Source organism: Brevibacterium sp. AGC70 (assembly GCF_057334195.1).
The window spans coordinates 1-14,415 of record NZ_JBHFIH010000019.1; the positions used below are offsets into that span (position 1 = coordinate 1).

The following is a 14,415-nucleotide window of genomic DNA, read 5'->3' on the forward strand; positions in this document are numbered from 1 at the left end:
AGCGACCCCTCATCGAACTCATAGTCTTCGGGGTAGACGATGATGTCGACATCCTTGACATGCCCCAGCTCACGCAGCTCCAACGGGGTGAACTTCGCCTGCGCAGGACCACGCCGACCAAACACATGCACATCGGTGACCTTCGAGGACTTCAGACCCTCGTAGACATGATCAGGAATCTCCGTCGTGTGCATATCATCAGCCTGCTTCGCCAGCACGCGTGCAACATCCAAAGCAACATTGCCATTGCCGATGACCGCGACCTTTTCGGCATCCAAAGGCCAGGTCTGGGCCACGTCCGGATGCGAGTCGTACCAGTTGACGAAGTCAGCGGCGCCATAGGAACCGGGCAGATCGACTCCGGGCAGGTTCAACGAGGCATCGATGAAGCAGCCGGTGGAGAAGATCACCGCATCATAGCGATCCGTCAGCTCACCCAAGGCGATGTCGGCACCGTATTCGACGTTCGAGAACAAACGGATATCACCGCGGTCGAGGACCTTGATCAGGGCATTGATGATGCCCTTGATCCGTGGGTGGTCAGGAGCGACTCCGTAGCGGACCAGACCGAACGGAGTCGGCAGACGCTCGAAGAGGTCGATGCTGACCTCGAAGTCACGCTCGGCCTTTGTCAGCAGATCAGCAGCATAGATCCCGGCAGGACCGGCACCCACAATAGCCACACGGAAGGGACGCGTCATTCTCACACCTCTCTAGTAAGTCATCTCCGATTGTATCGGCAAAGAAGGTCCTCCTAACAAACACGTGACGAAGCTCGCATCTCGACCTTCGGCTTCATCTCAGGCATCAGTCGGAATCGCCAGCTTCCTGTGCGCTGCCTAGACTCGGCCTGTGAACGCCTCTGCACCCGAAGAATCTGCCCTCCGACGCGTCGGACTGGGATATGGAACCGCTGCCTACATCATCTGGGGTCTCATTCCCCTGCTCTTCGCCGCTGCGGCTCCGACGGGCGCGTTCGAGATCGTCGCCCATCGGATCATCTGGTCGCTGATCTTCTGCGCCATCCTCCTCTTCTTCGCCAAGGGCTTTGTCCGCACCTGGTTGGTGATGCGCTCGGGAAAGATCTTCTGGCTGCTTGCTCTGGCATCCGTGCTCATCGCTGTGAACTGGACAACCTACGTCTACGGCATCGAAACCGGCCGCCTCGTCGAAATCTCGCTTGGCTATTACCTCAACCCGCTCATCTCGATCGGCCTGGGCGTCATCCTCCTCAAGGAGAAGCTGCGCCCGCTGCAGTGGGCCGCGGTGGGTTTCGGAGCGGCAGCAGTAATCGTGGTCGGCATCGGGATCGGCCGCTTTCCCTATCTGGCGCTCACGGTGGCGCTCTCCTTCGGCCTCTACGGACTGGTGAAGAACAAGGTCGGGGGGAAGGTCGGTGCGCTCGAAAGCATGACCGTCGAGACCGCGGTACTCACCATTCCCAGCCTCGCCTTCCTCGCCTATCTCGCTGTACAGGGCAATGGAACATTCATCGGATTCGGGCCTTGGCACGTTGTCCTGCTCCTGGCCACAGGACCGCTGACGGCGATCCCGCTCATCCTCTTCGGCGCAGCCGCCCGGCGAATTCCACTCTCCTGGGTGGGAATGCTGCAGTACATTGCACCGACGATGCAGTTCGTCCTCGGCGTCGTACTCTTCGGTGAGGCGATGTCGACGACGAGGTGGATCGGGTTCCTCATCATCTGGATCGCCGTCATCCTACTGTGCACGGACATGGTCCAGCAGAACCGACGACGACCGCATTTGGGGTAGTCCCTGTCACCGGCGGTCCGACAGGCTGCTGCGACTCACTAGACTCTGTGTGTGATCGCAGATTCAGCCCCCGATGAGAACGCCTTCCGCCGTGCCGGGCTGATCAACGGACTCTCCGCCTACCTGCTGTGGGGGCTCATCCCCCTGCTCTTCGCCGCAGCAGCCCCGACCGGGGCCCTTGAGCTCGTTTCGCACCGGGTCGTCTGGTCGCTGCTCTTCTGCGCAATCCTGCTGACGTTCACCGGCGGCTTCAGACGCACCTGGGATGTGGTGCGCTCAGGTTCGACCTTCTGGCTGCTCACCCTGGCCTCGGTACTCATCGCGGTCAACTGGACGACGTTCATCTATGGCGTCGAAACGGGCCGCCTCGTCGAGGTGTCACTTGGCTACTACCTCAATCCGCTCATCTCGATCGGCCTGGGCGTGATCTTCCTCGGTGAGAAGCTGCGTCCGCTGCAGTGGACTGCTGTGGGCTTCGGCCTCATCGCCGTCGTCATCGTCGGCATCGGCCTCGGTCGGATGCCCTACCTCTCGTTCACTGTAGCCATCTCGTTCGGTCTCTACGGACTCGTGAAGAACAAGGTCGGCAATCGGGTCGGAGCCCTCGAAGGCATGACTATCGAGAGTGCAGTGCTGTCCGTGCCCAGCCTGATCTTCCTTATCGTCCTCGGTGCACAGGGTCTCTCCACGTTCACCGGGTTCGGTGCCAGCCACGTCATCATCATCCTCATCACCGGCCCGGCCACGGCGATTCCACTCATTCTCTTCAGTGCTGCGGCAAGAAGAATTCCGCTGTCGTGGGTCGGGATGCTGCAGTACATCACCCCGACGATGCAGTTCATCACCGGAGTCTTCATCCTCGGTGAGATGATGTCGACGACCCGTTGGATCGGATTCTTCGTCATCTGGATCGCCGTCGTCCTGCTCAGCGTCGACATGATCCGCCAAAGCCGCCGCAGGCTCTAGCCACTTCCCCACTCCCAGCTTCGCTCATCGCTGCAGACCGGCTTTCAATCGTCCCCGAAATCGGCGCACTCTTGACAAGTCAATCACCTACATGGTTCATTAGTTATGTAACTAACCAATACACATGGAGCTGATGTGATCGACGAAGCCAAACCACTGTTCGCACAGATCGCCGAACAGGTCGAGGATTCGATCATCAACGGCACTCTGCCGGAGATGTCTCGGGCACCGTCGACGAACGAACTCTCAAGCTTCTATTCGATCAATCCCGCGACCGCCGCCAAGGGCGTGAACCAGCTCGTTGCCAAAGGAGTTCTCGAGAAACGGCGCGGAATCGGAATGTTCGTGAAGGAAGGAGCCCGAACCTTGCTCATCAATGAATACAAGTCCACCTTCTCCGACAAATTCATCGCCCCGCTGCTCTCAGAAGCCAGCAGGCTAGGACTCAACCGCGATGAAGTCATCGCCCTCATCGCCGACCACTCAAGAGAACTCGGCACTTCACGCCGCCTGGGCCCCACTACCGCGAAGGGATGAAAATGACCTCCGTCATCGACGCACGCGACCTCACCAAGAAGTACAAGCACGCCACCGCCCTCGATAACGTCTGTCTGTCTATCGAAAAGGACTCGATCTACGGCCTCCTCGGCCGCAACGGTGCCGGCAAGACCACTCTGATGTCCATTCTCACCGCGCAGAACTTCGCCACAAGCGGCGATGTCGAGATCTTCGGTGAGCATCCCTACGAGAACGCTCGCGTCCTCAATCGGATGTGTTTCGTACGGGAGAGTCAGAAATATCCCGAGGACGCCACAGCGAAACACGCAATCGCCACCGCTCGCCTGTTCTTCCCCTGCTGGGACCAGTCCTTGGCAGAGGAGCTCATCGACGACTTCCGTCTTCCCCTGAAGACACCGATCAAGAAGCTCTCCCGGGGTCAGCAGTCGGCAGTAGGAGTGATCATCGGCTTGGCGTCTCGGGCCGAGATCACCTTCTTCGACGAGCCCTATCTCGGCTTCGACGCAGTAGCTCGACAGATGTTCTACGACCGCCTCATCGCCGATTACGCGGAGTGCCCACGAACGATTGTGCTGTCGAGTCATCTGATCGACGAGGTGGCCAACCTGATTGAGAATGTCATCGTCATCGATCGCGGCCGGATCATCATGGATGAGTCCACGGAAGAGGCACGCACACGCGCAGTCAACATCGTCGGAGATGCTGACTCGGTTCAGCGTCTGGTCGCCGGTCGAGAGGTCATCCACCGGGAAGCGCTGGGGCGTGTGTCGTCGGTGACGATCCTCGGTCAGCTCTCCGACGTCGATCGTGAGTTCATTGCCGACGCGAATCTGGATCTCACTCCGGTATCGCTTCAGCAGCTCATCGTGCGCACCACACAGGCAGACACCACTTCCTCGAACGAGGATGAGAACACCGGTCCCCTCACCGACACTGATGTCAGGAGTCTTCAGTCATGACCGCAACCACACAAGCACTCGGCAATCAGCACTCGACTCGTTCGAAGAGTCGGATACTCGGTATCGTCCGGCTCCATTTCATGAACACTCAGACCTTCGTCTGGGTACCAGTCATCGTGCTCAGCGGAGTCTGGCTGATCACGCTGCTGATCTATTGGATCATCTCCGCCTCCGGAGTCGAAGGGCCGATGTACAGTGGTGGATCCCAGGCACCTCTGTGGTACTTCGCCGTGGTCGGAGCGCAGGCGATGAATCTGACCTTCTACTTCTCGCAGGCCATGAGCCTCACACGTCGCGAGTTCTATCTCGGATCACTGACCGCAGCCGGCATCAGCGCCGCTGCGATATCCACCGTCTTCGTCCTCCTCGGTCTCATCGAACAGGCCACTGAAGGCTACGGCATCAACGGGTTCTTCGCCTACCTCCCCTGGGTGTGGGAGGGTGGGCCGTTCGCAGCGGGGCTGACCTACTTCGCCCTCACCATGCTCGTGTTCATCCTCGGCTTCTGGTTCGCCATCGTGCACAAGCGCTTCGGAGCTCTCATCCTCACCACCGCGCTGCTCGTCATCGCACTCGTCCTGTTGAGCGGCGCCGCACTCATCAGCCTCAACGGAGCCTGGCTCGAGGTATGGATGTGGGTCCTCGAGACTCAGAGCATGGGACTGACGCTCTGGGCCCTGGGATTGGGCGTGGTCTTCGCCGCGGGTTCGTACCTCACTCTGCGTCGGTTGACTGCCTGAAAACAGCTGACCGTCTCTGATCGAATCAGCTCGCGAGCATTCGAATCAGCTTGCGAACATGAGCACGACCCCGGAGAGCACCCCTCCGAGGGCGACAGCACTGCCCATAGCGGTGGTGGTGCGCCAGCCGAGGGACTTTCCGACCATCACCATCGACGGGATGCTCAGTGCCGGGAGTGCAATCAGCAGGGCTCCGGTAGTGCCCGCTCCCACCCCTGCGGCGAGCAGCGCAATGATGATGGGAATCTCTCCCCCTGTCGGGATCACCAGGAGTGTGCCCACAACAGCAGCGATGAGCACTGCGAGAGCACCGGCCTGAGGCTCGAGCCCGTACACTCCCGACAGCCATGGACTGATGAGTCCGATGACGAAGACCAGAGCAAGATGCTCGGGCACGAGGATGAGCGTGAATTTCGACAGCGATCGCAGGTAGCGCTGGGGAAGAGACGACATCCTCAGCGGCTCCGGACTCTGTTCGGGAACCGCCTCGACGCGCCCCTTGATCCACCGGCCGATGAGCGCGCTGGCACCGACTGCGATGAGGATTCCGAACACAAATCGGGTGAGAGCGTACTGCCAGGGCAGGACGAGCGTAAGGAAGATCAGAACTGCAGGGTTGAGAAGCGGATTGCCCACCCAGTAGGCCAAGGCGGCGCTTCGCATAACGCCCGAACTCCGCAGTCCTGCGGTCACCGGGGCCGCGCAGCAGGTGCACATCATCGACGGCAGCGACATCACCGCGCCGACGAGTGACTGGCTGGTGTGGGTGCGACGATTCATCACCCGCAGCAGCCAATCACGCGGCACCAGGGCATCGATGGCCGCAGCCACTACGAGCGCCACGAGCAGGGCCTTCCACACCGAGATGAAGTACACCAAGGTGAAGTCCCAGGCTCCAGCCAAGGAGAACGTGTCCCCAGCAGCTTCGAACAGTGGACTGCCATCCCAAACGGACGTCTGGCTCATCGTCCAGGCCTTGTCCCAATAGGGCATCCACTTCGACCAGCTCAGGCCGATGATGAGGAAGATCACGAGCACGCCGAGTCCGACCCAGTCGACAGTGGTCAGTCGCCGACGACCTCCTGCTTCAGCAACGGCCTGGCTCGTCAAGGATCAGATCCTCACGCTGTGCGTGAGACCACCGAATCGGCGAACGCGAACAGCGACTCCTTGACCAGTCCTTCGGGGACGGGGGCCAGCGCTGCCTTCGCGTCCTCGGCCCAGCGAGTCGCCTCGTCGCGTGCTCGGACCGTCACCGGGTGAGCGGCCAAGGCAGCACGGGCAGACTCGAGCGCTTCGTCGGTGGTCAGATCCGCGTCGAGGAGTTCGACCACCTCGGCGGCCGCCTTGTCGCCGTCGGCCGCAGCGGCCCGGACATAGAGCACCGGCAAGGTCGGAACGCCTTCGCGCAGATCAGTGCCGGGGGTCTTGCCCGACACCGAGGAAGCCGCCGTCAGGTCGATGATGTCATCGGCTAGTTGGAAGGCGATGCCGACACGTTCACCGAAGACCCGCACAGGCTCGGCCAGCGCCTGATCCGCGAGTGAGAACATGACCCCGAACTGCGCCGAGGTGGCGATGAGAGATCCTGTCTTGTCCGCGAGCACCTGGATGTAGTGATCGATCGCGTCCGTGTCCTCGGGTGGGCCCGCGAATTCGTTGAGCTGGCCCAGGACGAGTCTTTCGAAGGTCTCGGCTTGAACCGTAACGGCCTCGGGGCCGAGCTTCGCCGTCACTCCCGAAGCCTTCGAGAACAGGAGATCACCGGTGAGGATGGCAACGGAATTGCCCCACACCTCGTGAGCGGCCGGGGCACCTCGGCGAACCGGGGCATCGTCCATCACATCATCGTGATACAGGGAGGCTAAGTGGATGAGTTCCACGGCGACGGCAGCGTCGATGATCTCCTCACGATCAGCCTCACCGAGGCGTGCCGTGAGCAGCAGGAGATTGGGACGGGCACGCTTGCCACCAGCTGCGAGGAGATGTTTGGATGTGGTGTCCGGCAGCTTCCGCGTCTGCGCGGTCACTTCGTAGAGCCTGCGCTCGACGGCTTCCAACTGAGTGGAGATATCCGCCGCAAGCTGGGCATCGGCACCGATAAAAGTCGCCGGAGAGGCTAGGTGGCTCATGTCCTCGTCATTCATCGTAGTCAGTGTCGTAGTCGCTGGTGAGCTCAGGCATTGCTGGTAGCCGGCACGATTCGGGTGAGAGCTGCAATCACCCGGTCGATGAGATCGGCCTCAGAGACCTTCGGGTCGCGGTAGAGGTTCGCCAATAATTTCACGACGAATTCCATCACAACCTCAACACCCATACCGTACTTGATTCCGAACTGCATGAGTGCAGGGTGGCCGATAATGGCGGAGAAAACGCGCCCCAGGGTGAAGTAGCCGCCCAGGGAATCACCCACCAGCGCCGGGTATTCCTGCAGTTTCTCCCGCATCACGCGCTGCGGGTAGCGGGAATAGGTGGAGATCACCTCGGCGGCCAGTCGAGCGGATTCAAGGGCATAGTCGATGCCCTCCCCGTTGAAGGGGTTGACCATCCCACCCGAATCGCCGACGAGCAGGAGCCCCTTGTGGAAGTGCGGGGTGCGGTTGAAGGCCATCGGCAGCGCTGCGGATTTGATCGGGCCCAACGAGGTGGATTCGTCGATGCCCCATTCGTGTCCCATATCCGCGATCCACTGCCCCATCACCGCCCGGAAGTCCACGGAGCCGAACTGGGGTGAGGAATCCAGCAGACCGGCACCGATGTTGATCGTGCCGTCACCCAGCGGGAAGAGCCAGCCGTACCCGGGCAGAACCTCGGATTCGCCCGCCGAATTGCTCGAGCGCATCTCGACCCAGCTCTCGATGTAGTCGTCGGCATGCCTCGGCGAGGAATGATAGGCGCGCACGGCCACACCCATCGGGCGGTCGTCTCGCTTTTCCAGGCCCATGGCCACTGCCAGACGTGAGGAGACGCCGTCCGCAGCGATCACGATCGGGGCGCTGAAGTGAGCCTCAGGTCCGACCCGACGGCCGCGGTGGTCGGTTCCGGAGGCATGAATTCCTTTGATCCAGCCATCAACGCCGATGTCCGGGGACATGGCTTTGACCTGCTCGAACAGGCGGGCACCGCTGCGTTGGGCGTGGCGGGCAAAGGCCTCATCCATGCCCATCCGCGGCTTCGTCAGACCATAGTTCGGGGTGCCGTCGATCTCGGGCCAATCGATCTCCAAACGGTGCCCGCCACCGATGAGACGCAGGCCTCTGTTCTTGTGCCATCCCTCGGATTCGGGGGTCTCCATCCCGAGGAACCCGACCTCCTTGACCGCACGCGGGGTCAGAGCATCGCCGCAGATCTTGTCCCGTGGGAACTCGGACTTCTCCAGGATGATGACCTCATGGCCGGCCTGCGCCAGGTAAGTGCCGATGGCGGATCCGGCAGGGCCCGCCCCGACGACGATGACCTCGGCCTCGAAGTTGTTCATGGTCAGCGTTCGGCGCCCGGCTTGAGTGCGTGGTGAATGGCGACGATTCCGCCCGTGAGGTTGCGGTGCTTGACCTGGTCGAAGCCGGCACCGAGGATCTGCTGCGCAAATTCGTCCTGGTCAGGCCAGGCACGGATCGACTCGGCAAGGTAGACGTAGGCCTCGGGGTTCGAGGACACGGCCTTCGCCACGGCGGGCAGCGCGCGCATCAGGTATTCCTTGTAGACGAGGCTGAAGGGGTCGAACGTCGGTGTCGAGAACTCGCAGATGATGAGTCGGCCACCAGGTTTGAGCACTCGCAGCATCTCTGCCAACGCGGTGTCGACGTCGTTGACGTTGCGGATGCCGAAGGAGATGGTGACGACATCGAAGCTGGCGTCGGAGAACGGCAGATCCATCGCATCGGCGTAGATGAAGTCGATCTTCGGGTGGCGACGTCGACCCTCGGTGAGCATGCCCTGTGAGATGTCACCGGCGACCACCTCGGCGCCATGATGGGTGAATGTCATCGACGACGTTCCCGTGCCGGCCGCGAGATCGAGGACGCGTTCTCCGGGTCCGGCAGCCACCGAGTGCGCAACCGTCCGACGCCAGGTGCGCGCCAGACCGAAGGTGAGCACATCGTTGGTGAGGTCGTAACGGGAGGCGACGTCATCGAACATCGACGCGACGTCGGCGGGCTGCTTGTCCAGCTGAGCACGGTTCATGGCACTATTCTCTCAACACCTGATGCCGGGGGCGAATTCGCGGACCCGTTTCCATGCTCTTCGCGGTGTGGAACTGGCCACAGTCATCATCGTCGTGCCGAAATCCTCGACTAGAGTGGGCCTGAAATGACTACGACCTTCGATACCTCTGACATCCGCACCGCGCCCCCGCGCCTGCACGTGCGATCTCGCTTCGTCGACGACGTCGAACCTGGACCTGGATTCCCTTTCGAATCCGGACTGCCCACGACCGTCGAACAGACGCTGGAGCTCCTGCCCACCTCGGCGTTCTCCTGCTGGGTCCGCGACACATCTGGCCTCATCGGCTTCGGCCGCACGCTGCGCATCCGTGCCCGCGGCCGCGATCGTTTCACCGAGCTCTCCGAGGCGTGGAAGGCCATCACGGACGCCGCGACCATCGAGGACGAGGTCGACCTGCTCGGCTCTGGACTGATGTGCTTCGCCACCGTCGCCTACTCGGGCGAATCGGAGGTCGATTCCCTCATCCACGTCCCCGAATTCGTGCTCGGACGCCGAGGTGGTCGCGTGTGGATGACGTCGATCATCGGTGAGGGCAGCACCCCCACCCCGCCGGTACTGAAGTCCGAACCGCTGCGCCTAGTCACCTCGGCGACGGCCTCCCCCGGCGACCTCGACAGCGCTTCCTGGGCGGACCTGGTCGCGAAGGTCTCGCACATGCTCACGCCAGTCGGAGACTCCGCTGAGGTGGACGCCTTCGCCGACGATTCCACGCTGCGCAAGATCGTGCTGGCCCGTGATGAGCTTGTCACCACCGACGATGACATCGACGTCCGGTCCGTGCTTGGTGCACTCAACCGCAGCTACCCCAGCTGCTGGACCTTCGATGTCGCCGGCCTGATCGGTTCCACGCCGGAGCTGCTCATCGGCGTCGAGAACAACCGGGTGACCTCGCGCGTGCTCGCGGGCACATATCGGGTGGAGAACGACCCGACGGCCGAGATGCCCGCTGCCAGGAAGCTGTTGAGCGCTCACAAGGACAGCACCGAACATGCCTTCGCGATCGCCTCGCTCCAGCGCAGCCTCGGACTCGTCGCTGATGATGTCACCGTCGACGAGCGGCCGCACCTTCTGCCATTGGCCAACGTCATCCACTCGGCATCGGATGCTTCGGCCCACCTGCCGGAGAACTCGTGCCTCAATGCCCTCGACATCGCGGCCGCTGTGCATCCGACCGCGGCCGTCGGCGGGTATCCGCAGGCCAGCGCAGTTGCCCACGTGGACGAGTTGGAACCACTCGATCGCGGCCGGTATTCGGGCCCCGTGGGGTGGATGGACGACCAGGGCAACGGTCAGTTCGGAATCGCCCTGCGCTGCGGACAGCTCGAGGACCGCAATCGGATCCGTCTGTTCGCCGGTGCCGGCATCATGCCCGATTCGGATCCCCTCGCCGAGGTGGCCGAGACCGAAGCGAAATTCGCTCCGATGCGCCGTGCGCTGGGTTTGGAATAGGAAGCTGACCGTGTCGCAGTCTGGCCGCCTCGTAGCTTCGACACAGTTTCACCGCCTTGGCCGGACCTCACCTGCCTTGACATCGTGTCAAGGTTTTGACTTTTCGTGTCAGTGGCTGTGTCAGTGGCTCGGCATAGTCTCTTCACATGTTCACGCATCCTGCGGATGACCCGGACCACCCCGATTATCGGGGCCCTGGTTCGTGGGCCCGGCTTCCGGGCATCACCACCGATATCGATCGGTGGTGCACGACTCTGCGTGACCTCGAGCCAGCAGACGGTGCGTGGGAGGCCCAGACCCGCATCCGCGCGCTCGAGGAGCTCACGTCCGCGGCCGCCGCCGCTCAAGCCCGTGAAGCCGTCGCCTTCCGTAGGCACCGCCAGCGCGAAGATGCTGCCAACGACGTGCCCAAACGCGAACAGGGGAAGTACGCAGGCAACGAGATCGCACTGGCCAAACGGGTCTCACCCGCGACGGGGCGCAAGTTTCTCTCAACGTCCAAAGCTGTCGTCAACGACCTGCCTCGCACCTACGAGGCGCTGGCCGACGGCTCCATCTCCGAAGCCAAAGCTCGCATCATCGCCGATGAGACGGCTTGGCTCACTCCCGGCGAGCGTCTCTTCGTCGACGAAGAGCTCAAAGACCGTGCCTCCGTTGCCGGCAGTCGCCGGCTACGCACCGAAGCCCGCTCCCTGGCGGCCAACGTGTCCTCCGACAATGCGCACGAAAGGGCCGAAGCTTCGAGCGCGAATCGCCATGTGTCCTTGAGCGCACTGAACAACGGCATGGCGATGCTCAGCGCTACTCTGCCTCTGCAGCAGGCCGTTGCTGCGTTTGAAAGTCTGGACGCCGCTGCCGCCGAGCACAAGCTCAACGGCCAGGACTTCGACCGCGGCCGCAATCAGCTGATGGCCGATATCTTCGTCGAACGGCTCACGGGACAGGACTCTGCCGGTGATGTGCGCACTGAGGTCCATATCGTGATGGAGGCCGAAAGTCTGTTCTCTGACGGACAGGTTCCTGCGTGGATTCCGAGCTATAGGCCTTTGCCGGCAAAGACAGCACGGAACTTCCTGGCGGCAAATCGGGCCCGGTCCTTCATCCGCCGAATGTTCACTTCACCAGACACAGGGCAGCTGGTCGGCATGGACTCACGCCGGCGCACATTCGGCGGCCTGCTGCGACGCATGGTGGTCTTCCGCGACGACGTGTGTCGGACCCTATGGTGTGACGCCCCGATCAAGCACGCCGATCATGCGAATCCTGTAGCCGAAGGCGGAGAGACCCAGTGGTCCAACGCCTCCGGACTGTGTGCGGCCTGCAACTATGCCAAGGAGCACCCCGGGTGGAAGCACGAGGCGACTGCCGACGACCTCACCGTCTCGACCCCCACCGGTGAAGAGTACGAGTCGGCCACTCCCCCGTTCGTCACCAAGTTCAGTCACCCACCGCCGAGAAAGTACACCACTTCGGGAGACACTGACCAGCCCGCAGACCCTGATGATTCCGCAGCACCTGACTACGTCAAAGACACTGACGCGCCAGGCGGCTGCGGCGGTTCCGGCGCAGCCGGTAGTCACCCCAGCGGCAAATCCGCGCCGGAAGCGAACGAAGACGTCGTCGACTTCCCTCGACTGAGCCCGGTCGAAGAACTCTTCAAGGAGCTGATGCTGAGGGACACCGGCTGACTTACCGCCGCGGCACCAGAGCCGTCAGCGGTCGCGATTGCTGAAGCTCTTTCCACTGAACGGTCCTCGGGTCAGTCCCTCTGTCCTGTCCCTCTGTCCTGTCCTTCTGCTCACGTCCGATTGCTCTGGTGGAGTGCTCCAGTCAGATTGATCAGGTCAGATCCACTTCGATGATTCGACGGCCGTGCGTCCGCGTTTGTGGGGACCTCGTTTGTGGGCTGTCCGCTGCTTTGCCGTCCTCTACACCGCAGACTGCTTGCTCAAACTCTGCGATGAAGTCGCTGAGCAGGCTCGACTCGTCCTGAGGTCCCACCCACGAATACTCCCACCCATAGGCAGTCGCGAGATCGCTGAAGTCCCGGCCGTGAGGAACCGTGAAATATCTTTCGAGATACGGTGCCACATGCTCCTGCGAGTGTTCGAGCCCGGAGAAGATCGCACCCCCATCGTCGTTGAGGACGACGATGAGCACGTTCCCGGCCACTTCAGCGCTCGGCGTGAGCAGGCCGCCCACGTCGTGGAGCATTGCAACGTCACCGATGACCAGCACGACCTGTTCTTCGAGCGCAAGGGAGAGCCCCGTGGCGGTCGAAATCAGGCCGTCGATGCCGGCCAACCCGCGTGACGCGTGGATTCGCGCTCGCACATCAGTGGCCTCACTGAGATAGCGGATCGTATTCGAACTCGCCGCAAAGAGGTTGATGGTGCGGCCGGCCAGATGCTCGGTGATCGCCCGAGCGGTCGTCGGCTTCGACGCGGCCGCACGCTCGCGCTCATGCCGAGAAGCGGCAATGATCGCCTCGCCGGCTCTCACCCACTCGTCGCGCCACGTCGTGTCTTCGCTGACGCACGAAAATGTATCGCTTGTGCGGTCCTCGGCGCCGACGCGATCTCCGTGACGGGTGCTGTCGCTGGCTTCCTTGACTTCCGGCTCCGAGAACGACACGGTCAGCGACACCGCGTCGACATCATCGGGCAACCGCTGAACCACCACCTCGGAATCGGCAAGGAGCGCGGCGACAGGTCTGGTCAGAGTCGGCTTCCCGTGCACGATCGCGGTGCGGATCGCTGATCGCAGGTCCTCACGTTCGCTGAGCACACGGGCATGCGCCGGCACTGCAGCAGGTGAGTTCCGCAGAGCAGGGGTGAGAGGGCTCGAGGGCTCGGCCAGGACTGGGATTGCATAAGTCTCAGCCAAGGATTTCAGAGCCTGGGCAGAGTGGCCGCCGGCATCACCGGCCACGATGACCGTGCCAGGAAGAATTCGGACCGAGGTGCTCCTCAAAGTATTCGCGGCGCTGCGCGCAGCATCCCCCGCTGACTCCGCTGACTCCGCTGATTCCACTGTCCCGTCTGAGTCCGCTGCCCCGTCTGATTCCGCTGCCCCCGCTGCTGCCAGCGTCTGCACCGTGGCATTCCAATCGGCGAGCTCCGCCACAGTCGGCACCAGCGGCACATCGAATTGCACGTTGAATTGGATGGGGCCAGCTTTACCAGTGTCCGTGCCCAGCGAGATCGCAACCGCCTCGGCTAGCAGATGTTGTGCATCAGCACTTCCGGCAGGCACATCGACTCGAGCGCGCACATCGCTGAGCACCTGCGACTGGTCGTCGATCGTCTGGTTTGCACCAGTCCCCCGCATCCGAGCAGGACGATCCGCCGTGATCGCCACGAGCGGAAGGTGACCGTAGGAGGCCTCGAGCACCGCAGGATGCAGGTTGGCCACAGCCGAACCCGACGTTGTCACCAGCGCCACGGCGCCAGCGCCAGCAGCAGCGCCCCTGGTGACAGCCGCACCGCCAACAGCGCCAGCAGCACCGCCAACAGCGCCAGCAGCACCGACACCGGTCTGCTTACTGCGCAGTCCCCGTGCCAGGCCAAGCGCCAGGAACCCGGCATCACGCTCATCGATACGCACGTGCGTACGGATCACCCCCGCCTCGGCGAGAGGGGCGAGCGCATAGATCAATGGTGCGGAACGGGACCCGGGCGCGATGACGACCTCGGTGACTCCCGACGAAACCAACCCACGGGCAATCTGCTGCGCCACTGCGCTCGAATTCAACATCACCTGATATTCAACCACTAACCCAC

General features: G+C 62.4%; 13 protein-coding genes. 7 read left to right on the top strand and 6 right to left on the bottom strand.

Features of this window, described 5'->3' with window-relative positions; translation table 11 throughout:
- Nucleotides 1-701 (bottom strand): FAD-dependent oxidoreductase (locus ACE03M_RS17670; RefSeq protein WP_485935356.1); only part of this gene is annotated, 701 nt, incomplete at its 3' end.
- Nucleotides 702-852: 151 nt separating this feature from the next.
- Between ACE03M_RS17670 and rarD (ACE03M_RS17675) the strand changes: the two genes are divergently transcribed.
- The 5 genes from rarD (ACE03M_RS17675) (at nucleotide 853) to ACE03M_RS17695 (ending at nucleotide 4,957) form a co-directional block, all read left to right on the top strand.
- Entirely contained in the window at nucleotides 853-1,773 is a 921-nt protein-coding gene (gene rarD / locus ACE03M_RS17675) for an EamA family transporter RarD (protein WP_485935357.1), read from the top strand.
- A gap of 51 nt (nucleotides 1,774-1,824) precedes the next feature.
- The gene (gene rarD / locus ACE03M_RS17680; RefSeq protein WP_485935358.1) at nucleotides 1,825-2,739 is read left to right on the top strand and encodes an EamA family transporter RarD; all 915 of its coding nucleotides are present in this window, start codon (nucleotides 1,825-1,827) and stop codon (nucleotides 2,737-2,739) included.
- Between the two features lie 135 nt (nucleotides 2,740-2,874).
- On the top strand, nucleotides 2,875-3,276 hold the full coding sequence (locus ACE03M_RS17685) for a GntR family transcriptional regulator (protein WP_186293021.1): 402 nt from the start codon (nucleotides 2,875-2,877) through the stop codon (nucleotides 3,274-3,276).
- 2 nt (nucleotides 3,277-3,278) lie between these two features.
- Nucleotides 3,279-4,217 carry an ABC transporter ATP-binding protein gene (locus ACE03M_RS17690; protein WP_143921992.1) on the top strand — a complete coding sequence of 313 codons (939 nt, stop codon included), beginning with the start codon at nucleotides 3,279-3,281 and terminating at the stop codon, nucleotides 4,215-4,217.
- Nucleotides 4,214-4,957 (top strand): hypothetical protein, encoded by a 744-nt coding sequence (locus ACE03M_RS17695; RefSeq protein ID WP_485935359.1) that lies wholly within the window; start codon nucleotides 4,214-4,216, stop codon nucleotides 4,955-4,957. The genes ACE03M_RS17690 and ACE03M_RS17695 overlap by 4 nt, the downstream gene beginning before the upstream one ends.
- A 45-nt stretch (nucleotides 4,958-5,002) precedes the next feature.
- Here the strand turns inward: ACE03M_RS17695 and ACE03M_RS17700 are convergent, their stop codons facing one another.
- The 4 genes from ACE03M_RS17700 to ACE03M_RS17715 are packed head-to-tail and all read right to left on the bottom strand — an operon-like array spanning nucleotide 5,003 to nucleotide 9,142.
- The gene (locus ACE03M_RS17700) at nucleotides 5,003-6,067 is read right to left on the bottom strand and encodes a permease (protein WP_485935360.1); all 1,065 of its coding nucleotides are present in this window, start codon (nucleotides 6,065-6,067) and stop codon (nucleotides 5,003-5,005) included.
- Nucleotides 6,068-6,078: 11 nt separating this feature from the next.
- A complete protein-coding gene (locus tag ACE03M_RS17705; RefSeq protein WP_485935361.1) occupies nucleotides 6,079-7,089 on the bottom strand; it encodes a polyprenyl synthetase family protein in 1,011 nt (336 codons plus the stop codon).
- A 44-nt stretch (nucleotides 7,090-7,133) separates the two neighbouring features.
- Entirely contained in the window at nucleotides 7,134-8,435 is a 1,302-nt protein-coding gene (locus tag ACE03M_RS17710) for a geranylgeranyl reductase family protein (protein ID WP_485935362.1), read from the bottom strand.
- A gap of 2 nt (nucleotides 8,436-8,437) precedes the next feature.
- Nucleotides 8,438-9,142 (bottom strand): demethylmenaquinone methyltransferase, encoded by a 705-nt coding sequence (locus ACE03M_RS17715; RefSeq protein WP_143921997.1) that lies wholly within the window; start codon nucleotides 9,140-9,142, stop codon nucleotides 8,438-8,440.
- Between the two features lie 126 nt (nucleotides 9,143-9,268).
- On the opposite strand from ACE03M_RS17715, the gene ACE03M_RS17720 reads away from it, so the two are divergent.
- Both ACE03M_RS17720 and ACE03M_RS17725 read left to right on the top strand, forming a co-directional pair.
- Nucleotides 9,269-10,633, top strand: a complete 1,365-nt coding sequence (locus ACE03M_RS17720) for an isochorismate synthase (protein WP_485935363.1) — start codon at nucleotides 9,269-9,271, stop codon at nucleotides 10,631-10,633.
- 146 nt (nucleotides 10,634-10,779) lie between these two features.
- Entirely contained in the window at nucleotides 10,780-12,321 is a 1,542-nt protein-coding gene (locus ACE03M_RS17725; protein ID WP_485935364.1) for an HNH endonuclease, read from the top strand.
- Between the two features lie 151 nt (nucleotides 12,322-12,472).
- Here ACE03M_RS17725 and ACE03M_RS17730 read toward each other — a convergent pair whose 3' ends face one another.
- Nucleotides 12,473-14,389 carry a thiamine pyrophosphate-binding protein gene (locus tag ACE03M_RS17730; protein WP_485935365.1) on the bottom strand — a complete coding sequence of 639 codons (1,917 nt, stop codon included), beginning with the start codon at nucleotides 14,387-14,389 and terminating at the stop codon, nucleotides 12,473-12,475.
- Nucleotides 14,390-14,415 lie beyond the last annotated feature (26 nt).

Bases quoted from the DNA above. Each gene is read 5' to 3' on its own strand.
- ACE03M_RS17710 (WP_485935362.1), bottom strand. From the start codon at position 8,435: ATGAACAACTTCGAGGCCGAGGTCATCGTCGTCGGGGCGGGCCCTGCC.
- ACE03M_RS17725 (WP_485935364.1), top strand. From the start codon at position 10,780: ATGTTCACGCATCCTGCGGATGACCCGGACCACCCCGATTATCGGGGC.
- ACE03M_RS17715 (WP_143921997.1), bottom strand. From the start codon at position 9,142: ATGAACCGTGCTCAGCTGGACAAGCAGCCCGCCGACGTCGCGTCGATG.
- ACE03M_RS17730 (WP_485935365.1), bottom strand. From the start codon at position 14,389: ATGTTGAATTCGAGCGCAGTGGCGCAGCAGATTGCCCGTGGGTTGGTT.
- ACE03M_RS17695 (WP_485935359.1), top strand. From the start codon at position 4,214: ATGACCGCAACCACACAAGCACTCGGCAATCAGCACTCGACTCGTTCG.
- ACE03M_RS17690 (WP_143921992.1), top strand. From the start codon at position 3,279: ATGACCTCCGTCATCGACGCACGCGACCTCACCAAGAAGTACAAGCAC.
- ACE03M_RS17705 (WP_485935361.1), bottom strand. From the start codon at position 7,089: ATGAGCCACCTAGCCTCTCCGGCGACTTTTATCGGTGCCGATGCCCAG.
- ACE03M_RS17720 (WP_485935363.1), top strand. From the start codon at position 9,269: ATGACTACGACCTTCGATACCTCTGACATCCGCACCGCGCCCCCGCGC.